Origin of the sequence: Kineococcus xinjiangensis, from assembly GCF_002934625.1 — a bacterium.
GTDB lineage: Bacteria > Actinomycetota > Actinomycetes > Actinomycetales > Kineococcaceae > Kineococcus_A > Kineococcus_A xinjiangensis.
In genome coordinates this window covers 238,983-259,541 of the sequence record NZ_PTJD01000001.1, presented here as the reverse complement: position 1 = coordinate 259,541, position 20,559 = coordinate 238,983, and the positions used below count along the sequence as shown (strand labels likewise).

Below are 20,559 nucleotides of genomic sequence, written 5' to 3'. Positions count from 1 at the left end.
GCGGGCGCCCGGTCCCGTGCGGCGGGGTTCCCGTCGGCGCAGGTCCTAAGGTGGCTGCGTGCAGCCTCGAGACGACGCGGGCCGCGACGACCCCGACGGCGCCCGGGGCGGCCGCGGGCCGGCTCGCCGCGACGATCCCGGACTCCTCGTCGGGGACCTCGACGAGGACGCGCTCATCGCGCGCTTCCTGCCGCTGCTGCCCACCGCCCCCACCACCCTCACCGGCCCCGGCGACGACGCCGCCGTGCTGGCCGCGCCGGACCGCCGGGTGGTGGCCACCACGGACATGCTCGTGGAGGGACGTGACTTCCGGCGCGACTGGTCCAGCGGCATGGACGTCGGCTGGAAGGCGGCCGCGCAGAACCTCGCGGACGTCGCCGCCATGGGGGCCTGCCCGACGGCGCTGCTGGTGGCGCTGGGCCTGCCCCGGGACGTGCGGGTCGGCTGGGTCCTCGACCTCGCCCGCGGGCTGGCGGCCGCCTGCGAGGGCACCGGGGCCGCGGTCGTCGGCGGCGACCTCTCCTCCGCGAGCGAGGTGGTCCTGTCCGTCACCGCCCTCGGCGACCTCGGCGGCGTGGCGCCCGTGCTGCGCTCCGGGGCCCGCCCGGGCGACCGGGTCGCGGTGGCCGGGCGCATCGGCTTCTCCGCCGCGGGTCTGGCGCTGCTGGAGGCCGGGCTGACCGGCGCGGGGCTCGACCCGCACGCCGCCGCGCTCGTGGAGGCGCACCGCCGCCCCCGCCCGGCGCTGGCCGCCGGGCCGGCCGCCGCCCGGGCAGGGGCCAGTGCGCTGATGGACGTCAGCGACGGCCTGCTGCGCGATGCCGGGCGCATCGCCCGCGCCAGCGGTGTCGTCCTCGACCTGCACGGCACGACGGGCGCCCTGGCGCTCTGGCAGGACGACCTGCTCGCCCGCTGCGGCTCGCTCAGCGGGTTCTGCGGCGCCGAGGACGCCCGCCGCTGGGTCCTCACCGGGGGCGAGGACCACGCGCTGCTGGCCTGCTTCCCGCCGGAGGCCGCGCTGCCCGTCGGCTTCGACGTCATCGGCGAGGTGCGGGCCGGCGCGGAGGCCGGGGTGCTCGTCGACTCCAGCCCGGTGCACGACCTCGGGCAGGGCTGGGACCACTTCGCGCGCTGAGGCCCGGGGGGCGGGGCGCCTCCCGGGCCTCGGGCGTCAGGGCGGCGAGACCTCCGGACGCACGTCGGGGCCGGTCCGCTGCGGACCGGCCCCGACGTGGCTGCTGTCTGGGGTCAGCGGGTGACCTTGCCCGCCTTGATGCAGGAGGTGCAGACGTTCAGCCGCTTCGGCGTGCCGCCCACGACGGTGCGCACGGTCTGGATGTTCGGGTTCCAGCGGCGCTTGGTGAGGCGGTGCGAGTGCGAGATGGAGTGGCCGAAGCTCGGACGCTTGGCGCAGACGTCGCAGGTGGCAGCCACGGGGATCTCCTGATGTCGGTCGGAAGCACGGGGTCGTGCCGACCGGGGGACCGGGGCACGCGTCGACCCGGACGGACCGGGCACGGTTGTCCACGGTATCCCAGCGTCCGACGGCGCTCAAAATCACCCCGCCGCTCGCGTCGCGGCGCCCGGTCGGAGGGCGGCAGTAGCCTGCCCGGCGAGGACGGGCTCGGGTGGTGGGCGGCTCGCGCGGAGGAGTGGAGGACGCGGTGGCGGCAGCGGGAACCGGCGCGCTGGTCGAGGACCTCGACGCGCCCCTGTCCGCGCGGGTGGGCGGCACGACCGCGGCCAAGCTCGAGGCGGAGCTCGACCTGCGCACCGTGCGCGACCTGCTGTGGCACCTGCCCCGCCGCTACGCCGAGCGCGGCCAGCTCACCCCCGTCTCCAGCCTCGCCGAGGGCGACGACGTCACCGTGGTGGCGCAGGTCCAGCGCGTCTCCGGGCCGCGCCAGATGAAGAGCCGGCGCGGGGCGATGCTGGAGGTCTGGGTCGGCGACGGGCGCACGGAACTGCTGCTGACGTTCTTCGCCAAGGGCCTCGGCCCGCTCAACCACCACGCCCGGCAGCTGCCCGTGGGCACGCGCGCCCTCTTCGCCGGCAAGGTGCAGACCTACCGGCGCGGCGCCCAGCGGGTCCTGCAGCTCGTGCACCCCGAGCACCGCCCCCTGCCCGAGGACGCCCCCGACGCGGTGGGGGAGCAGTTCGCGGCCCAGCCGATGCCCATCTACCCCGCCACGGCGAAGGTGCGCAGCTGGGACGTCGCCGCCGCCCTGTCGGTGGTCCTGACCTCCCTCGGCGACGTCGACGACGCGGTGCCGCCCGGGATCGCCGAGCGCGAGGGGCTGCCCTCGGCCGCCGACGCGCTGCGCTGGGTGCACCAGCCGCGCACGAAGGAGGAGTGGCAGCGCGGCCTGGAGCGCTTCCGCTACGAGGAGGCCTTCGTGCTGCAGGCCTCCCTCGCCCAGCGCCGCCACGCCGCCGCGCGGGAGACCGCCACGCCCCGCCCGGCGCGCCTCGACGGGCTCCTCGCCGCCCTGGACGCCCGCCTCCCGTTCGAGCTGACCGCCGGCCAGCGCGGCGTGGGGGAGGCGATCGCGGCCGACCTGGCCGCCACCAGCCCGATGCAGCGGCTGCTGCAGGGGGAGGTGGGTTCCGGCAAGACCCTCGTGGCGCTGCGCGCCATGCTCACCGTCGTCGACGCGGGCGGGCAGGCGGCGCTGCTCGCCCCCACCGAGGTCCTCGCGGGCCAGCACCTGCGCTCCATCACCGCCATGCTCGGCGACCTCGCGCTCGGCGGGCAGCTCGGGGCGGCGGAGCAGGCCACCCAGGTGGTCCTCCTGACCGGTTCGATGCCCGCCGCGGCGCGGCGGCGTGCCCTGCTGGCCGCGGCGAGCGGGGAGGCGGGCATCGTCATCGGCACCCACGCACTGCTGGAGGAGCACGTGCAGTTCGCCGACCTCGGCCTCGTCGTCGTGGACGAGCAGCACCGCTTCGGCGTGGAGCAGCGCGACGCCCTGCGCTCCAAGGCCGCCACCTCCCCGCACGTGCTCGTGATGACGGCGACCCCGATCCCGCGCACCGTCGCGATGACCGTCTTCGGCGACCTGGAGACGTCCACCCTGCGCGAGCTGCCCCCCGGCCGGGCGCCCATCAGCACCCACGTCGTGCCGCTGGCGCAGCGGCCCGAGTGGATCGACCGGGTCTTCGCCCGGATCGCCGAGGAGGCCGCCGACGGGCACCAGGTCTACGTGGTCTGCCCCCGCATCGGCGGCGAGGACGCCCCCGCCGCCCCGGGCGAGGACGGCAAGCGGCCGCCGCTGGCGGTGGAGGACGTCGTCGCGCAGGTCCGCGCCCACCCCGCCACGGCCGCCCTGCGCACCGAGGTCCTGCACGGCAGGCTCGCCACCGAGGAGAAGGAGGACGTCGTCCGCCGCTTCGCCGCGCGCGAGCTCGACGTCGTCGTCGCCACCACGGTCGTCGAGGTCGGCGTGGACGTCCCCACCGCCACCCTGATGGTGATCATGGATGCCGAGCGGTTCGGCATCTCCCAGCTGCACCAGCTGCGCGGCCGCGTCGGCCGCGGCGGCCTGCCCGGCACCTGCCTGCTCGTCACCGAGGCCGCCGGTGCGTCGCGGGTGGTGGAGCGGCTGCGGGCCGTGGAGGCCACCACCGACGGCTTCGAGCTGGCCCGCGTGGACCTCGAGCAGCGCCGGGAGGGCGACGTGCTCGGCGCGGCCCAGTCCGGGCGCCGGTCCTCCCTGCGGGTGCTCAGCGTCCTCGACGACGTCGACCTCATCACCCGGGCGCGGGCGGACGCCACGGCCGTCGTCGCGCAGGACCCCGAGCTGCGCGGGCACCCCGGCCTGGCCGCCGCGATCGCCGACCGGGTCGGCGCGGAGCAGCGGCGCTTCCTGGAGCGCGCGTGACCCGCATCGTGGCCGGGGCCGCCGGCGGACGGACCCTGCGGGTGCCACCCGGGGCAGGCACCCGCCCCACCAGCGACCGCGTCCGGGAGGCGCTCTTCTCCCGCCTGGAGGCCCTCGACGTGGTCGACGGGGCGCGCGTGCTCGACCTCTACGCGGGCTCCGGCGCCCTCGGGCTGGAGGCCGTCAGCCGGGGGGCCGCCTCCGCGGTGCTCGTGGAGTCCGCCCGCGCCGCGGCGGCCGTCGCCCGCGCCAACGCCGCCGCCCTCGGGCTGCCGGAGGTGCGGGTCGTGGCGGACAGGGTGGAGCGCTACCTCGCCGCCGCCTCGCCGGCGGGCTTCGACCTCGTCTTCGCCGACCCGCCGTACCCCCTCGGCGAGCAGGACCTGGCCGCCGTCCTCGCCGCCCTGGCCCCGGCGCTGGCCCCCCGGGCCCTCGTCGTCGTCGAGCGCAGCAGCCGCAGCCCCGAGCCCACCTGGCCCGCCGGCTGGGAGGTCGAGGACAGCCGCCGCTACGGGGAGACGGCGCTGTGGTCCGCCGGGCCGTCCTGAACCGGCCGTCCGGAACTGGCGGGGGCGCCCGCACGGGTGGGGGCGGGGGCCGCGGAGCGCGGCGGCGTGGTCCGGCGCTGCTAGGTTCTGCCCGTGCCCGAGGTCCCCGCCCGCCGCTGCGTGTGCCCGGGCAGCTTCGACCCCGTGACCGTCGGCCACGTCGACGTGATCCTCCGCGCCGCGCGCCTCTTCGACGAGGTCGTCGTCTCCGTCGCGGCCAACCCCGCCAAGGACCCCCTCTTCACCCTCGACGAGCGCGTCGCGATGGTCCGTGAGTCCGTCGCCGGCACCCCCGAGGCGCAGCGGGTCGTGGTCCACGCGCTGCCCACCGGCCTGCTCGTCGACCACTGCCGCGAGCTCGACGCCCCCGTGGTGGTCAAGGGCCTGCGCGGCGGCACCGACTTCGCCTACGAGCTGCCGATGGCCCTGATGAACCGCCACCTCCAGGAGGTGGAGACCGTGTTCCTCGCGGGCGACCCCCGCTACGAGCACATCTCCTCCAGCCTGGTGAAGGAGGTCGCCGGTCACGGCGGCGACGTCGCCGGGCTCGTCCCGGCCACCGTGCTGCCCGCGCTGTTGGAGCGGTTGGAGCAGCGGCGCGCGGCGCAGGGGCGCCACGGCGGGACCGACGGGCAGCGGCAAGCGGCAGCAGAGGCAGTCCAGCCAGAGGAAGGCAGGTAGTCGTGGAGGTCCACGAGAAGCTCGGCCAGCTCGCGGCGGTCGTGACGGGGGCGCGAGGCATCCCCATGTCCACGTCCTGCGTCGTCGACCGCGAGGACGTGCTGCGGCTCGTCTCCGACATCCGGCGACTGCTGCCGGTGGAGGTCCAGCAGGCCGGTGACGTCCTCGCCGCCCGCGACGACGTCCTCACCGCCGCCCGCGCCGAGGCGGAGCACGTCGTCGCCGACGCCCGCGCCCGCGCCGACGAACTGGTGGAGCAGCAGGCCGTCATGCGGGCCGCCCGCGAGCGCGCCGAGCACATCGTCGCCAGCGCGCGGGAGGAGGCGGCGCGGCTGCGCAGCGACGCCGACGACTGGTGCGACGGCAAGCTCGCCGACTTCGAGTCGGAGGTCCAGCGGCTGCTGCAGCAGGCCGCCCGCGGGCGCGAGCGGCTGCGCAGCCGCCGCGCCGAGGCAGGCGGGGACGAGGCGGAGGCACCCGCCGCCGAGGAGCCCGCGGCGCGCTCCGGCGACGGCGGCTCCTGAGTCCGGCCACCCGCCCGGCCTGCGGTTTGGGAGAGGTCGTTCCGCTCGGCTAGGCTGGTGGTTGGCCTCGACGCTGGTGAGCGGCGCCACCCCTCCGGGTGGAGCCGACCACGGGTGTCGGGGCCGTCCAGCGCCGGTGCGGTTCCGCGGTCTCCGCGATCCGCGCACCGGGGGATCACCGATGAGGGAGCGTTCGTGAGGGAGCAGGCGGGTCACCTCGACCCGAAGGCGCCGCTCGTGCTGTCCACGCACGAGCTGGGCCGCCGCCCGGGCTCGATGCGCAAGGTCGAGCGCACCGTGCCCGCCCCGGCCGACCTCGGCACCGAGGTCATCGCCGTCCCCGAGGGCAGCGACCTCGTCCTCGAGCTCCGCCTCGAGGCCGTCATGGAGGGCGTCCTCGTCTCGGGCACGGCCTCCGGCCGCGTCAGGGGCGAGTGCGTGCGCTGCCTCGACGACCTCGAGCGCGACGTCCGGGTGGAGCTGCAGGAGCTCTACACGTACGAGCAGCGGGCCAGCACCGAGGACGACGACGAGCTGCACTGCCTCGACGGCGACCTGCTGGACCTGGAGCCGGTGGTGCGCGACGCGGTCGTGCTCGCCCTGCCGTTCCAGCCCGTGTGCGAGGACGACTGCCCGGGACTGTGCGTCGACTGCGGCGCCCACCTCGCGGAGGACCCCGACCACTCCCACCAGAACGCCGACCCGCGCTGGGCCGCGTTGCAGGGGCTCGTCCCGTCCGGGGACGACGCCCAGAACCCGTCCGACCCGAGAGAGAAGAGCTGACCGTGGCCGTTCCGAAGCGGAAGATGTCCCGCAGCAACACCCGGTCCCGTCGCGCGCAGTGGAAGGCGTCGGAGCCCACCCTGACCACCACGGTCGAGCGCGGCCAGGTCGTGCACGCCCGCCCGCACCAGGCCCGCGTGGTCACCGACTCGGCGGGCACCCCGCTGTACCTCGAGTACAAGGGCCGCAAGGTCAAGGACCTCTGAGCTGGTCGGCACGAACGCCGGGCACTCCCAGGCGGGCGGGGACGACCTCGCCCGCCTGGAGGAGCGCCTCGGCCTGCGGATCGGTGCGGCCCTGCTGGTGCAGGCGCTGACGCACCGCTCCTACGCGTACGAGAACGGCGGGCTGCCGACGAACGAGCGCCTGGAGTTCCTCGGTGACTCAGTGCTCGGCCTCGTCGTCACCGACACCCTGTACCACCGCCACCCCAGCGTTCCCGAGGGGCAGCTGGCGAAGCTGCGCGCGGCCGTGGTCAACATGCGCGCCCTCGCCGACGTCGCCCGCCAGCTGGACCTCGGCGACCACGTCCGCCTGGGCAAGGGCGAGGAGACCACCGGCGGCCGGGACAAGTCCTCCATCCTCGCCGACACCCTCGAGGCGGTCATCGGAGCGGCGTACCTGGCCAGCGGCCTCGACGCCGCCCGCGCCCTCGTGCTGCGCCTCGTCACGCCGCTGATCGACGCGGCCGAGCGCCTCGGCGCCGGCAACGACTGGAAGACGACCCTGCAGGAGCTCACCGCCTCCGCCGGCCTGGGCGTGCCCGCCTACGCCGTGCGCGACGAGGGGCCCGACCACGCCAAGCACTTCGACGCCGACGCCGTCGTGGCGGGCACCGTCCTCGGCTCCGGCAGCGGCCGCAGCAAGAAGGAGGCCGAGCAGCGGGCCGCCGCGGCCGCCGTGGAGGCCCTGCGCGAGGCCCAGGCCGCCTCCGAGGTGCGCACCACCTCCCGCGTCGACGGCTGATCGACCCCCCGGGAGGCGTCCGTGCCCGAGCTGCCCGAGGTGGAGGTCGTCCGCCGCGGCCTGGCCCGCTGGGTCGTCGGCCGCGGCGTGGCGGAGGCGGAGGTCCTGCACGAGCGGGCGGTGCGACGTCACGCCGCCGGGGCCGCCGACGCGGTGCTGCGGATGACCGGTGCCGACGTCGCCGACGCAGCGCGCCGCGGGAAGTACCTGTGGTTGCCGCTGCACCGCGAGCACCGGGTCGCCGAGGCCCTCGTCGTGCACCTGGGCATGAGCGGTCAGCTGCTGGTCGAGGAGCCCGCGGCGCCCGAGGAGAAGCACCTGCGCGCCCGCTGGCGCTTCACCGACGGCGGGCACGAGCTGCGCTTCGTCGACCAGCGCACCTTCGGCGGCATCGCGGTGGTCCCCCTGGTGCCGGCCCCCGACGGCGGGGCCGGGGGAGCCGGCGAGCACCCGGACGCCGAGTGGGCGCGGACGCTGCCCGCCCCGGTGGCGCACATCGCCCGCGACCCCCTCGACCCGGCCTTCGACGACGACGCGTTCGCGCTGCGGCTTCGGCGCAGGGCCACCGGGCTGAAGCGGGCGCTGCTGGACCAGACCCTCGTCTCCGGCGTCGGCAACATCTACGCCGACGAGGCGCTGTGGCGGGCGGGCCTGCACTACGCCCGGCGCACCGCGTCCCTGACCCGAGCGCAGGTCGCCGACGTGCTGGCAGGGCTGCGCGAGGTGATGACGGCGGCCCTGGCGGCGGGCGGGACGAGCTTCGACTCCCTCTACGTCAACGTCAACGGCGCCAGCGGCTACTTCGAGCGCTCCCTGGCCGTCTACGGCCGGGCGGGTGGCCCCTGCCGGCGCTGCGAGGAGCCGGTGCGCCGCGACGCCTTCATGAACCGCTCCTCCTTCACCTGCCCCCGCTGCCAGCCGGTGCCCCGCAACGCGCACTGGTGAGGCGCGGTCCGGGCGGGCGGGGCCCCCGGCGGGAGCACAAGTGGGCGTGGGCGGGGACGTCCGGCCGCGCGACACCGGCGTGTCGGCTGCGCAACGTCCCCGTGCCCGGGTGCCTGCCGGTGGGCGGGGACGTCCGGCTGCGCGACACCGGCGTGTCGGCTGCGCAACGTCCCCGCCTAGCCTGGCCGGGTGAGCGAGTCCCCGCCCCCGCAGCAGCCGACCCCGCTGGAGGTCGACCCGCAGGAGGCCGACCCGCAGGAGGCCGACCCGCAGGAGGCGATCGAGGCCGTGCGCCTGACCGCGTGGGTGCGGGGGCAGGTCCAGGGCGTCGGGTTCCGCTGGTGGACGCGCTCGCAGGCCCTCGCCCTCGGGCTGGCGGGCTCCGCGTCCAACCGCCCCGACGGCCGCGTCGAGGTCGTCGCCGAGGGCCCGCGGGCCGCGTGCGAGGAGCTCCTGCGGCGCCTGCACCCCGACGCCGCCGGCGACAGGCCCGGGCGGGTGGAGGGCGTGGTGGAGCGTTGGGACGGCCCCCGCGGCGTCCGCGGGTTCGTGGAGCGCTGACCCACCCCGCTGACCCACCCCGCGCGAGCGAGCGGAACGCGCCCGGTGCTGCGCGCGCTGTCCGGCAGGGTCCGCCGCGGGAACTACCCTCGATCCCCGTGCACCTGAAGACCCTCACCCTCAAGGGGTTCAAGTCGTTCGCCTCGGCGACGACGCTGCGCCTCGAGCCGGGCATCACCTGCGTGGTCGGGCCCAACGGCTCCGGCAAGTCCAACGTGGTGGACGCCCTGGCGTGGGTGATGGGGGAGCACAGCGCGAAGTCGCTGCGCGGCGGGAAGATGGAGGACGTCATCTTCGCCGGCACCACGGGCCCCGGCGGGCGCGCCGCCCTGGGTCGCGCCGAGGTCAGCCTCACCATCGACAACTCCGACGGCCGGCTGCCCATCGACTACTCCGAGGTGACCGTCACCCGGACGATGTTCCGCACCGGTGGCAGCGAGTACGCCATCAACGGCTCCACCTGCCGCCTCCTCGACGTGCAGGAGCTGCTGTCGGACTCCGGCATCGGCCGCGAGATGCACGTCATCGTCGGCCAGGGGCAGATCGACGCCGTCCTGCACGCCTCCCCGGAGGAGCGCCGCGCGTTCATCGAGGAGGCCGCCGGGGTCCTCAAGCACCGGCGGCGCAAGGAGAAGGCGCTGCGCAAGCTCGACGCGATGGAGGCCAACCTCCAGCGCGTCGGCGACCTCGTCGGTGAGATCCGCCGCCAGCTCAAGCCCCTGGGCCGGCAGGCCGAGGCCGCCCGCCGCGCGCAGGTCGTGCAGGCCGACCTGCGCGACGCCCGCGCCCGCCTCCTCGCCGACGACCTCGTGCAGGCGGTGTCCGGGCTGCAGCGGGAGGAGGCCGACGAGGCCGCGCTGCTGGCCCGCCGCGACGCGGTGGAGGGGGAACTGGCGGAGGCCGGTGCCCGGCTGGCGGCGGCCGAGGAGCAGGCGGTCGCCGCGGCGCCCGAGCTGGCGCGGGCCGTGGACACCTTCCACCGCCTCGGCGGCCTCGCCGAGCGCCTGGAGGGCGTGCGCGCCCTCGCCGCGGAGCGCCTGCGGCTGCTCTCGCAGGCCCCGGAGGAGCACGTCGCCCGCCGCGACCCCGAGGAGCTGCTGGCGTCCGCGCAGCGCGTGCGGGCGGAGGAGGCGGAGCTCGCCGCCACCGCCCGCTCCGCCCGCGAGGCCCTCGACGTCGCGCTGGCCACCCGCGCCGAGGCGGACCGCGCCGCCGCGGAGGAGGACCGGCGCGTCGCCACCGCCCTGCGCGCCGCCGCCGACCGCAGGGAGGGCCTGGCGCGCCTCGGCGGGCAGGTCGCGGCCCGCCGCAGCCGCGTGGAGGCCGGTGAGGCGGAGGTGGAGCGCCTGCTCGCGGCCGTGGCCGGGGCGGAGGAGCGGCGCCGGGAGGCCGAGGCCGGGCTGGCGGCGCTGCAGGAGCAGGTCGCGGGCGTCGAGGAGGGCGAGGAAGGCCTCGACGCCGAGCATGAGGCCGCGGAGGAGGCGCTGCGGCGGGCGCAGGAGGCCCTGCGGGCAGCGCGGGCGGAGGAGGCCACCGCCGAGCGCGAGCGCGCCACCTGGGCCGCCCGCAAGGAGGCGCTGGAGATCGGTCTGGCGCGCAAGGACGGCGCCGGGGCGCTGCTGGCGGCCGGCGAGCGCCTGTCCGGGGTCCTGGGGTCGGTGGCCGCCCTGCTCAGCGTGCGCCCCGGCTACGAGCGGGCCGTGTCCGCGGCGCTCGGCGCCACGGCCGATGCGGTGGCGGTGGCCTCTCCCGAGGACGCCACCGCCGCCATCGACCACCTCAGGGCGGGCGACGCCGGGCGGGCGCGGATGCTCGTCGCGGGCGACGCCGACGCCCCGCGCGCCGTGCCGCCCGCCGGCGCCCGGGCGGCGCTGGACCTGGTGGAGGCGCCCGCGCAGCTGCGCGCGGCCCTCACCCGCCTGCTCGGGCACGTCGTGGTCGTCGACGACCTCGCCGCGGCCCGGGCGCTCGTGGCGGACTCCCCGCAGCTCGTCGCCGTCACCCGCGAGGGCGACCTCCTCGGCGCCAACGTCGCGGAGGGCGGCTCGTCCTCCGCACCCAGCCTGCTGCAGGTGCAGGCGGCCGTCGACGAGGCCGCCGACGCCCTGGCCGCCGCCGCGCGCCGGCACGAGGGCGCCCGCGCCGCGGTGCGGACGGCGCAGGAGGAGCAGGCAGGCGCCGCCCAGCGGGTGGAGGCCGCCCTGGAGCAGCTGCACCAGTCCGACGCCAGGATGGCGGCGGTCGCCGAGCAGCTCGCCCAGCTCGCCGCCTCGGTGCGCTCGGCGGCCGCGGAGGCCGAGCGCGCCCGCGGCACGCTCGCGGGCGTGCAGGAGCGCCTCGTCACCGACCGCCACGCCCTCGTGGAGCTGGAGGAGCGCCTGCGCGCCGCCGGGGAGGCCGGCGACGAGCCCGCCGACGTGGGCACGGAGGAGCGCGACCGCCTCGCCGAGGCGGCCCGCGCCGCCGGCCGCGCCGAGACCGACGCCCGCCTGGCCCTGCGCACCGCCGAGGAGCGCGTGCGCGCCCTGGCCGGGCGCGCCGAGAGCCTGGAACGGGCGGCGGCGGAGGAGCGGCGCGCGCGGGAGCGGGCGGCGCTGCAGCGGCAGCGCCGCGCGGCCCAGGCGCAGGTCGCGGCGGAGGTGCGCGCGGGCGCCGAGCGGACGCTGGCGGCGGTCGCCCTGTCCCTGGCGGAGGCCTCGACGCTGCGGACGGCGGCGGAGCAGGCGCGCGCCGGGCTGGAGGCCGAGGTCGGCGCCGCCCGCAAGCACGTGCAGTCGCTGCGGGAGGAGCGCCAGCGCCTGGAGGACTCCCGCCACCGCGACGAGGTCGCGCGCGCCCAGCAGCGCTGGCGCATCGAGCAGCTGCAGGCGCGGACGGTGGAGGAGCTCGGCATCGAGCCGGACGTGCTCGTCGCGGAGTTCGGTCCCGACCGGCCGGTGCCCGTCGTGGGCGACGACGCGGCGGACGACGCGCAGCCGCGGCCCTACGTGCGCGCGGAGCAGGAGAAGCGGCGCCGCGCCGCCGAGCGGGCCCTGGCGCAGCTCGGGACGGTCAACCCCCTGGCGCTGGAGGAGTTCGCGGCGCTGGAGGAGCGGCACGCCTTCCTCGTCGCCCAGAGCGAGGACCTGCGCTCCTCCCGCAAGGACCTCCTCGACATCGTGCGCGAGGTGGACGAACGGGTGGAGCAGGTGTTCTCCGCGGCCTTCGCCGACGTCGCGGAGCAGTTCGAGCAGGTGTTCTCCCGGCTGTTCCCCGGCGGGGAGGGCCGCCTGGTGCTCACCGATCCCTCGGACATGCTGACCACGGGCATCGAGGTCGAGGCGCGCCCGGCGGGGAAGAAGGTGAAGCGGCTGTCCCTGCTCTCCGGCGGGGAGCGCTCGCTGACGGCGGTGGCGATGCTGGTGTCCATCTTCCGGGCGCGCCCCAGCCCCTTCTACGTGCTGGACGAGGTGGAGGCCGCACTCGACGACACCAACCTCGGCCGGCTCCTGACGCTTCTCGAGGAGCTGCGGGAGTCCAGCCAGCTCATCGTCATCACCCACCAGAAGCGCACGATGGAGGTCGCCGACGCCCTCTACGGCGTGACGATGCGCGGCGACGGGGTGACGACGGTGGTGAGCCAGCGGCTGCGCGAGGCCAGCCCCGCCTGAGGGTCCCCGGTCCGGCCGGCGGCTGCGGGGGAGGCGCCGTCGACACGCTGCGCAACGAAGTGGTCACGGCGCCGCGGCGCCGTGCGAGTCGAGTGGCTTCCGCCCCGTCCGCGCTGCACATTGGGGGGGTGCTGATCGGGACTCTCGTCGTGTCGCTGTTGCTCTGCCTCGGCCTCGCGCTGGCAGTCCTCTACGTCGTCGCCGCGCCGCACCTGCGGGCCAGCGGGAACGAACTCGCGAACCGTCTCGCCGAGCGCATCGACGCTGCGGTGCAACGGATCGAGGAGTTCGCGCGGCCCCTGGCCGGGCGCGTCCTGCACGCGCTGCGCCACCAGCTGCAGGCGCGCCGGCCCGCCGCTGAGCGCGTCCTGGAGACGGCGCGCCACCACGTGCAGGCGCGCCGGCCCGCCGCCGAGGAGCCCGGCTCCGCGCACCTGCCCGGCTGAGCCGACCCGCCCGCCGCGGACGCGGGGCGGTGATCGCGCGCCGCGGCGGAGGAGGTCCGGGCCCGGCGCGGCGGGTCACACCGGCCGGCGCGTCTGCGAGGATCTGCCGACGTGGAGCTCCTCGATCCGATCATCGCCCTAGTCGTCCTCCTCGCGGTCGCCGTCGTGGGCGTCGGCGCCGCCCTCCTCACGCGGGGACGTGGTCGCCGCACCCTGCCGCCGGCGCCGCCGACTGCCCCCGGCCACCTGCCGGGCGTCGGTGACGACGCGGAGGTCCCCCGGGACAGCCCCACCCGCACCGTCGACGTGGTGGAGCTGCCCGACACCGTCACCGACGAGCCGGTGGTCCTGGAGCCGGCGCTGGACCGCCCCGAACCCGCGGCCGGCCGCCTCGTTCGGCTGCGGGAGCGGCTGGCCCGCTCCAACTCCGCCCTCGGCAAGGGGCTGCTGGCGCTGCTGAGCCGCGACACCCTCGACGAGGGCACCTGGGAGGAGGTCGAGGACACCCTCCTGCTCGCCGACATCGGTGTGGATCCGGCCACGGAGATCGTCGACTCCCTGCGCGAGCGGGTCCGCGTCCTCGGCACCCGGGAGCCGGAGCGGCTGCGGGAGATGCTGCGCGAGGAGCTCATCCGCGTCGTCGACCCCGGCATGGACCGCAGCCTGAAGGTGGAGCGGCACGGGGAGCGCCCGGCCGTCGTCCTCGTGGTCGGCGTCAACGGCACCGGCAAGACCACCACCGTCGGCAAGCTCGCCCGCGTGCTCGTGGCCCAGGACAAGGACGTGGTGCTCGGCGCCGCCGACACCTTCCGCGCAGCCGCCGCGGACCAGCTGCAGACGTGGGGCGATCGGGTCGGCGTGCCGACGGTGCGCTCCGACCGCGACGGCGCCGACCCCGCCGCCGTCGCGTTCGACGCCGTGAAGACCGGGATCGAGATGGAGGCCGACGTCGTCCTCGTCGACACCGCCGGGCGGCTGCAGAACAAGGCGGGGCTGATGGACGAGCTCGGCAAGGTGAAGCGGGTCGTGGAGAAGCACGGGCCGGTCGACGAGGTCCTGCTCGTCCTGGACGCCACCACCGGCCAGAACGGCATGCAGCAGGCCCGGGTGTTCTCCGAGGTCGTCCACGTCACGGGCATCGTGCTGACGAAGCTCGACGGCACCGCCAAGGGCGGCATCGTCGTGGCCGTGCAGCGGGCGCTGGGCGTGCCGGTCAAGCTGATCGGCCTCGGGGAGGGCGTGGACGACCTGGCCCCGTTCGAGGTGGAGGCGTTCGTCGACGCGATCGTGAGCTGAGGCGCGCCCCGACGGGGCACGGGAACGGCGGCGTGTGAGAACCGCGAAACGCGGATTTCACACGCCGCCGTCGTTCGTCACCGGTGCGAAACCGGACGCGGAACCGGGCGCAACAACCGCCCGTCACCTTTTCCCCGTCCCCGCGCCGCGCTCGTTGCGCCGCGACCCCTCACCCCGCCGGCTGCGCGCCGGCCTCGTGGAAGGTCGTCCTCGCCCATGGATACCGGTGCCACCGCCTGGGTCCTCATCAGCGCCTCGCTCGTGCTGCTGATGACACCCGGACTCGCGCTCTTCTACGGCGGCATGGTCCGCGCCAAGAGCGTCCTCAACATGATGATGATGAGCTTCGGAGCGATGGCCCTCATCGGCGTGCTCTGGGTGCTCTACGGCTACTCCGTCGCCTTCGGCAACGACGTCGGCGGCGGCCTGCTCGGCAACCCGACGGAGTTCCTCGGCCTGCGGGGCCTGATGGAGGACACCACCTCGGAGGCCGGCGGCCTGCCCGCGATGGCGTTCGTCGGGTTCCAGGCGGTCTTCGCCATCATCACCGTCGCCCTGATCTCGGGTGCCATCGCCGACCGGGCGAGGTTCGGCACCTGGATGGTCTTCGCCGGCATCTGGGCCACCCTCGTCTACTTCCCCGTCGCGCACTGGGTGTTCGCGTTCGACTCCGAGGACGGTTCCGTCACCGGCGGCTGGATCGCCAACGGCATCGAGGCCGTCGACTTCGCCGGCGGCACCGCCGTGCACATCAACGCCGGCGCCGCCGGTCTGGCCCTCGCCCTCGTCCTCGGCAAGCGCCGTGGGTTCGGCCGCGAGCCGATGCGCCCGCACAACCTGCCGCTGGTGATGCTGGGCGCGGGGCTGCTGTGGTTCGGCTGGTTCGGCTTCAACGCCGGTTCCGCCCTCGCCGCGGACAACACCGCCTCGGTCGTGTGGGTGAACACCCTCGTCGCCACCAGCGCCGCGGTCCTCGGCTGGCTGCTCACCGAGCGCCTGCGCGACGGGCACGCCACCTCCCTCGGCGCGGCCTCCGGTGCGGTGGCCGGCCTGGTCGCCATCACCCCCGCCTGCTCCTCGGTCAGCCCGCTCGGGGCGATCGCGATCGGCCTCGTCGCCGGGGTGCTGTGCGCCCTGGCCGTCGGGCTGAAGTACCGCTTCGGCTACGACGACTCCCTCGACGTCGTCGGCGTGCACCTCGTCGGCGGCCTGTGGGGCACCATCGCCATCGGCTTCCTCGCCACCGCCGACGCACCGGCCGGGGTCGCGGGCCTCTTCCACGGCGGCGGTGTGGACCTGCTCTGGCGGCAGGCGGTCGGGGCGCTGGCCGTCCTGGCGTTCTCCTTCGTCCTCACCCTCGTGATCGGCATCGTCCTGCAGAAGACGATCGGGTTCCGCATCGATGCCGACGACGAGGTCGCCGGCATCGACCAGACCGAGCACGCCGAGACCGGCTACGACCTGGCCGCGCTCGGCGGCGGCCGCACCGGCGGGCCCGCCCGGCCCGGCACCGCGCCCGCCCAGGGCGCCCCGACCCACGGCACGGAGGTGTCCGCATGAGGCTCGTCACCGCCGTCGTCAAGCCGCACAAGCTCGACGACGTCCGCAACGCCCTCGAGGCGTACGGCGTCCAGGGGATGACGGTCTCCGAGGCCAGCGGCTACGGCCGCCAGCGCGGGCACACCGAGGTCTACCGCGGCGCCGAGTACACCGTCGACATGGTCCCGAAGGTGCGCGTCGAGGTCCTCGTCGAGGACCTCGACGCCCCCGACGTCGTCGAGGTCGTCGTCAAGAGCGCCCAGACCGGCCGCATCGGCGACGGCAAGGTCTGGACGGTCCCCGTCGAGGACGTGGTGCGCGTGCGCACCGGCGAGCACGGGGCCGACGCCCTCTGAGCGCAGCCCCGCCGGGTGGTGCCGCAGAGCGCACCACCCGGCGGGCCGGCCGGCGACGGGGCGGTTCACACGGAGTTCACGCAAGGGCCCCCCGTGTCACCGCCGCGAAACACGACGGCCCGCCCGGGGTAACACGGCGGCGTCACCGTGGGGCCTCCTCGCGCCGCGCCCCCAGCGCAGCGACTCCACACCACCGGCCCGTGGCCGGTCCCGCGGAAGGTCGGCCCCCACCGATGGACACCGGAGACACCGCCTGGGTGCTCGCCAGCGCCGCCCTGGTGCTGCTGATGACGCCCGGACTCGCGCTCTTCTACGGCGGCATGGTCCGCGCCAAGAGCGTCCTCAACATGATGATGATGAGCTTCGGCGCCCTCGCCGTCGTCGGGGTCCTCTGGGTGCTGTGGGGCTACTCCATCGCCTTCGGCGACGACCTCGTCGGCGGCCTGGTGGGCGATCCCCTGCAGTTCGCGGGCCTGAACGGACTCATCGGCGTCCACGACGGCACGACCCCCGGGCACGCGGCCGGGGAGGCCGAGCACCTCGTCGGCACCGTCCCTGCCGTGGTCTTCGCGGGCTTCCAGGGGACCTTCGCCATGGTCACCGTCGCCCTCGTCTCCGGCGCGATCGCCGACCGGGCCAGGTTCGGTGCGTGGCTGGTCTTCGCCGGTCTCTGGATGACGCTGGTCTACGCGCCCGTGGCGCACTGGTCCTTCGCCTTCGACGGCCTCGTCGCCGAGGAGGGCGGCTGGCTGGCCGGGCTGGGCGTCGTCGACTTCGCCGGCGGGACCGTCGTCGAGATCAACTCCGGTGCCGCGGGCCTGGCGCTGGCGCTGGTGCTCGGGCGCCGCCTCGGCTTCGGGCGCGACCCCATGCGCCCGCACAACCTGCCGCTGGTGATGCTGGGCGCGGGGCTGCTGTGGTTCGGCTGGTTCGGCTTCAACGCCGGCTCGGCACTGGGCGCCAACGGCGTCGCGGCGGTGGCGTGGATCAACACGATGGTCGCGGGGGCGACGGCCGTGTTCGGGTGGCTGCTCGTGGAGCGCCTGCGCGACGGGCACGCCACCTCCCTCGGCGCGGCCTCCGGTGCCGTGGCCGGGCTGGTCGCCGTCACCCCGGCCTGCTCGGCGCTCAACCCCGTCGGGGCGATGGTCCTCGGCCTCGTCGCCGGTGCGCTCTGCGCCGCGGCGATCGGGCTGAAGCACCGCTTCGGCTACGACGACTCCCTCGACGTCGTCGGCGTGCACCTCGTCGGCGGCCTGTGGGGGACGATCGCCATCGGGCTCCTCGCCACCGCCGACGCCCCCGCGGGGGTGGACGGCCTCCTCTTCGGCGGCGGGTTCGGCCAGCTCGGCAAGCAGCTGCTGGCGGCCGTCGCGGTGCTGGGGTACTCCTTCGTCGTCACCCTCGCCCTCGGCCTGCTCCTGGAGAAGACGATCGGCTTCCGCATCCACCCCGACGACGAGCTCGCCGGCATCGACCAGGTCGAGCACGCCGAGACCGCCTACGACCTCGCCACCACCGGCGCCGGGGCCCGCATGCCCGGCAGCCGCCCCGCCGGCACCACGAGTCCCACCCGCACCCCGACCCACGACACGGAGGTCACCCCATGAGGCTCGTCACCGCGATCATCAAGCCGCACAAGCTCGACGACGTGAAGAGCGCGCTGGAGGCGTTCGGCATCCAGGGGATGACGGTCTCCGAGGCCAGCGGCTACGGCCGCCAGCGCGGGCACACCGAGGTCTACCGCGGCGCCGAGTACGTCGTCGACATGGTCCCGAAGGTGCGGGTGGAGGTCCTCGTCGAGGACCTCGACGCGCCCGACGTCGTCGCCGCGGTGGTCAAGAGCGCCCAGACCGGCCGCATCGGCGACGGCAAGGTGTGGACGGTGGCGGTCGAGGACGTCGTGCGCGTGCGCACCGGCGAGCGCGGTCCCGACGCCCTCTGAGGCGTCCTGAGCGGAACGGGGGAGCCGTCCTGAGCATCGACCTGCGCACCGAGCGCCTCAGCCTCGCCGTGCGCGCCGGCAGGCCGGGCCCGCAGCGGCGGCTCGAGCTCGTGGAGCTGGTGGAGCGCCGCCTGCGCGAGGTGTGGGTGGAGGGCGCCGGCGCGCTGCCCACCCTGGCCGGAGACCCCGCCGGGGTGGCGCTGGCCGCGGTCGGCTCCCTGGCCCGCCGCGACTGCGGCCCCGCCAGCGACGTCGACCTCGTCCTCCTGCACGACGGGCGGCGCTGCTCCGACGCCGACATCGCCGCCCTCGCCGAGAGCCTCTGGTACCCGCTGTGGGACGCCGGCCTGCGGCTGGACCACTCGGTGCGCACCGCCACGCAGTGCCGGGACGTGGCCCGCGACGACCTCGCCGCGGCCGTCGGCCTGCTGGACCTGCGGGTCGTCGCCGGTGACGCGGCCCTCGTCGCCCGAACCCGCGCCGCGCTGCTCGACGACTGGCGGGCGGGCATGCGGCGCCGGCTGCCCGAGCTGCTCGGCTCCCTCGCCGAGCGCGCCGCCCGGCACGGCGAACTGGCGCACCTGCTCGAACCGGACCTGAAGGAGGCCCGCGGCGGCCTGCGCGACGCCGTGGTCCTGCGCGCCCTCGTGGCGAGCTGGCTCACCGACCGTCCCCACGGCGACGTCGACGAGGCCCACGAGCTGCTCCTCGACGTGCGCGACGGCCTGCAGGTCTGCTCCGGCCGTCCCGGTGACCGCCTCCTCCTGGCCGAGCAGGACGCCACCGCCGTCGTCTGCGGCTACGCCGACGCCGACGCCCTGCTCGCCGCCGTCGCGCAGGCCGCGAGGGTGGTCTCCCAGGCGCTGGACACCACGGCGCGCCGCGCGCGCCAGGCCCTGCCCCCGCGCAGGTTCCGCCCCGGGCCGCGCAAGCCGCGGCTGCGCGCCCTGGAGCACGGCCTCGTCGAGCACGACGGGGAGGTGGTCCTCGGCGGGCGGGTCTCCCCGGCGGAGGATCCCGTGCTGCCGCTGCGGGCCGCGGTCGCGGCCGTGCGGGCCGGGCTGCCGCTGTCGCCGGTCACCCTGCGCCACCTCGTCGAGGCGGCCCCCGCCCTGCCGCAGCCGTGGCCCGCGGCGGCGCGCGAGTCGCTGCTGGAGCTGCTGGCCTCCGGTCCAGCCCTGGCGCCGGCCTGGGACGCCCTCGACCTCGCCGGCCTCGTGGAGCGCTGGATCCCGGAGTGGACGGCGGTGCGCAACCGGCCGCAGCGCAACGCGGTGCACCGCTTCACCGTCGACCGGCACCTGGTGGAGACGGCGGTGCGCGCGCAGCCGTTCCTGCGTGACGCTCCCCGCCCCGACCTGCTGGTGCTCGCCGCGCTGCTGCACGACATCGGCAAGCGCCCGGGGGAGCACGACCACTCCGCCGCCGGCGCCCCGCTCGCCCGGCGCGTCTGCGAGCGCATCGGCCTGCCCGCGCCCGACGTGGCGGTCGTGGAGCGGCTCGTGCGCGAGCACCTGACCCTGATCGAGCTGTCCACCCGGCGCGACCCCGACGACCCGCGCACGGTCGAGGAGCTCGTCGCCGCCGTGGACTCCCGCGCCGACGTCCTCGCCCTGCTGCGGGCGCTCACGGAGGCCGATGCCCTGGCCGCGGGACCGGCGGCGTGGTCGCCGTGGCGGGCGCGCCTCGTCGACGACCTCGTGGCGCGGGCGCGGGCGCAGCTGCGCGGGCAGGCGGCCCCTCCTCCCGCGCCGTCCACGCCGGAGGAGGACGAGCTGGCTGCGCGGGTCGCGGCCGGCGCCGGCACGCAGGTGCGGGTGCAGGAGGTGGACGGCTTCTCCGTCGTCACCGTCGTCGCCCCGGACCGCACGGGGCTCTTCGCGGACCTCGCCGGGCTGCTGGCCGGGCAGCGGTTGCTGGTGCGCTCGGCGCTGGTGCGCACGGTGCGCCCCGCGGGCGGGCCGGCGGTGGCGGTGGACACCTGGTGGGTGGAGTCCCCCGGCGGCGACCCGCCGTCGGCGGAGGCGCTGCAGCGGGGCCTGGACCGGATCGAGGCCGGGGACGTGACGCTGCTGGACCGGCTGGTGCGCCGCGACGCGCAGAGCCGCCCGCCGCTGCAGGGCGCGCGTGCGCCGGCGGCCCACCCCCGTGTCGTCATCCTGCCGGGCGCCTCGGAGCGGGCCACCGTGATCGAGGTGCGCGCGGGGGACCGGCCGGGCCTGCTGCACGCGCTGGGCCGGGCGCTGGCGCAGGAGGGTGTCGACATCCGCTCCGCGCACGTGGCCACCTACGCCGCGCAGGCGGTGGACGTGCTGTACCTGGCCGAGCCGGACGGTTCGCGGCTGTCGCCGCCGCGGGTGGCGCGGGTGGTGGCGGCCCTCTCCGACGCCGCCGAGCGGCCGGGGGAGAGCAGCCGCGGCTGAGCCCGGAAGGAGCGA

At 76.5% G+C, this 20,559-nt stretch carries 19 protein-coding genes; 18 read left to right on the top strand and 1 reads right to left on the bottom strand.

What is annotated here, in order from left to right; translation table 11 throughout:
- Positions 1–58: 58 nt before the first annotated feature.
- A complete protein-coding gene (locus CLV92_RS01215) occupies positions 59–1,135 on the top strand; it encodes a thiamine-phosphate kinase (protein WP_104430940.1) in 1,077 nt (358 codons plus the stop codon).
- A gap of 113 nt (positions 1,136–1,248) precedes the next feature.
- Here the strand turns inward: CLV92_RS01215 and rpmB are convergent, their stop codons facing one another.
- Positions 1,249–1,434, bottom strand: coding sequence for a 50S ribosomal protein L28 (gene rpmB, locus CLV92_RS01210; RefSeq protein ID WP_104430939.1), 186 nt, complete (start codon positions 1,432–1,434; stop codon positions 1,249–1,251).
- 230 nt (positions 1,435–1,664) lie between these two features.
- On the opposite strand from rpmB, the gene CLV92_RS01205 reads away from it, so the two are divergent.
- From CLV92_RS01205 to CLV92_RS01125, 17 genes are all read left to right on the top strand, one after another.
- Positions 1,665–3,881: an ATP-dependent DNA helicase RecG gene (locus tag CLV92_RS01205; RefSeq protein ID WP_104431263.1), complete on the top strand. Its 2,217-nt coding sequence runs from the start codon at positions 1,665–1,667 to the stop codon at positions 3,879–3,881.
- Positions 3,878–4,429 (top strand): 16S rRNA (guanine(966)-N(2))-methyltransferase RsmD, encoded by a 552-nt coding sequence (gene rsmD, locus CLV92_RS01200; RefSeq protein WP_104430938.1) that lies wholly within the window; start codon positions 3,878–3,880, stop codon positions 4,427–4,429. Before CLV92_RS01205 ends, rsmD begins: the two co-directional genes overlap by 4 nt.
- A gap of 93 nt (positions 4,430–4,522) precedes the next feature.
- Complete coding sequence (gene coaD, locus CLV92_RS01195) at positions 4,523–5,110, top strand: pantetheine-phosphate adenylyltransferase (RefSeq protein ID WP_245886312.1); 588 nt, start codon at positions 4,523–4,525, stop codon at positions 5,108–5,110.
- A 2-nt stretch (positions 5,111–5,112) separates the two neighbouring features.
- Positions 5,113–5,634, top strand: a complete 522-nt coding sequence (locus CLV92_RS01190) for an ATP synthase subunit B family protein (protein ID WP_104430937.1) — start codon at positions 5,113–5,115, stop codon at positions 5,632–5,634.
- 195 nt (positions 5,635–5,829) lie between these two features.
- On the top strand, positions 5,830–6,417 hold the full coding sequence (locus tag CLV92_RS01185) for a YceD family protein (RefSeq protein ID WP_211290752.1): 588 nt from the start codon (positions 5,830–5,832) through the stop codon (positions 6,415–6,417).
- Between the two features lie 2 nt (positions 6,418–6,419).
- Positions 6,420–6,623 carry a 50S ribosomal protein L32 gene (gene rpmF / locus CLV92_RS01180; protein WP_104430936.1) on the top strand — a complete coding sequence of 68 codons (204 nt, stop codon included), beginning with the start codon at positions 6,420–6,422 and terminating at the stop codon, positions 6,621–6,623.
- Position 6,624: 1 nt separating this feature from the next.
- Positions 6,625–7,383, top strand: coding sequence for a ribonuclease III (rnc, locus tag CLV92_RS01175; protein ID WP_104430935.1), 759 nt, complete (start codon positions 6,625–6,627; stop codon positions 7,381–7,383).
- A 21-nt stretch (positions 7,384–7,404) separates the two neighbouring features.
- Positions 7,405–8,328 carry a bifunctional DNA-formamidopyrimidine glycosylase/DNA-(apurinic or apyrimidinic site) lyase gene (mutM, locus tag CLV92_RS01170; RefSeq protein ID WP_104430934.1) on the top strand — a complete coding sequence of 308 codons (924 nt, stop codon included), beginning with the start codon at positions 7,405–7,407 and terminating at the stop codon, positions 8,326–8,328.
- Positions 8,329–8,607: 279 nt separating this feature from the next.
- Positions 8,608–8,889, top strand: a complete 282-nt coding sequence (locus CLV92_RS01165) for an acylphosphatase (RefSeq protein WP_104431260.1) — start codon at positions 8,608–8,610, stop codon at positions 8,887–8,889.
- 98 nt (positions 8,890–8,987) lie between these two features.
- Positions 8,988–12,539 (top strand): chromosome segregation protein SMC, encoded by a 3,552-nt coding sequence (smc, locus tag CLV92_RS01160; RefSeq protein ID WP_104430933.1) that lies wholly within the window; start codon positions 8,988–8,990, stop codon positions 12,537–12,539.
- A gap of 128 nt (positions 12,540–12,667) precedes the next feature.
- Entirely contained in the window at positions 12,668–12,985 is a 318-nt protein-coding gene (locus tag CLV92_RS01155; RefSeq protein ID WP_146099368.1) for a hypothetical protein, read from the top strand.
- A gap of 111 nt (positions 12,986–13,096) precedes the next feature.
- On the top strand, positions 13,097–14,281 hold the full coding sequence (gene ftsY / locus CLV92_RS01150) for a signal recognition particle-docking protein FtsY (protein ID WP_104430931.1): 1,185 nt from the start codon (positions 13,097–13,099) through the stop codon (positions 14,279–14,281).
- A gap of 216 nt (positions 14,282–14,497) precedes the next feature.
- Positions 14,498–15,841, top strand: a complete 1,344-nt coding sequence (locus CLV92_RS01145; RefSeq protein WP_104430930.1) for an ammonium transporter — start codon at positions 14,498–14,500, stop codon at positions 15,839–15,841.
- Positions 15,838–16,176: a P-II family nitrogen regulator gene (locus tag CLV92_RS01140; RefSeq protein WP_104430929.1), complete on the top strand. Its 339-nt coding sequence runs from the start codon at positions 15,838–15,840 to the stop codon at positions 16,174–16,176. Before CLV92_RS01145 ends, CLV92_RS01140 begins: the two co-directional genes overlap by 4 nt.
- A gap of 233 nt (positions 16,177–16,409) precedes the next feature.
- Positions 16,410–17,786, top strand: coding sequence for an ammonium transporter (locus CLV92_RS01135; protein WP_104430928.1), 1,377 nt, complete (start codon positions 16,410–16,412; stop codon positions 17,784–17,786).
- Positions 17,783–18,121, top strand: coding sequence for a P-II family nitrogen regulator (locus CLV92_RS01130; RefSeq protein WP_104430927.1), 339 nt, complete (start codon positions 17,783–17,785; stop codon positions 18,119–18,121). Before CLV92_RS01135 ends, CLV92_RS01130 begins: the two co-directional genes overlap by 4 nt.
- Complete coding sequence (locus CLV92_RS01125; RefSeq protein WP_425433552.1) at positions 18,118–20,544, top strand: [protein-PII] uridylyltransferase; 2,427 nt, start codon at positions 18,118–18,120, stop codon at positions 20,542–20,544. The genes CLV92_RS01130 and CLV92_RS01125 overlap by 4 nt, the downstream gene beginning before the upstream one ends.
- Positions 20,545–20,559 lie beyond the last annotated feature (15 nt).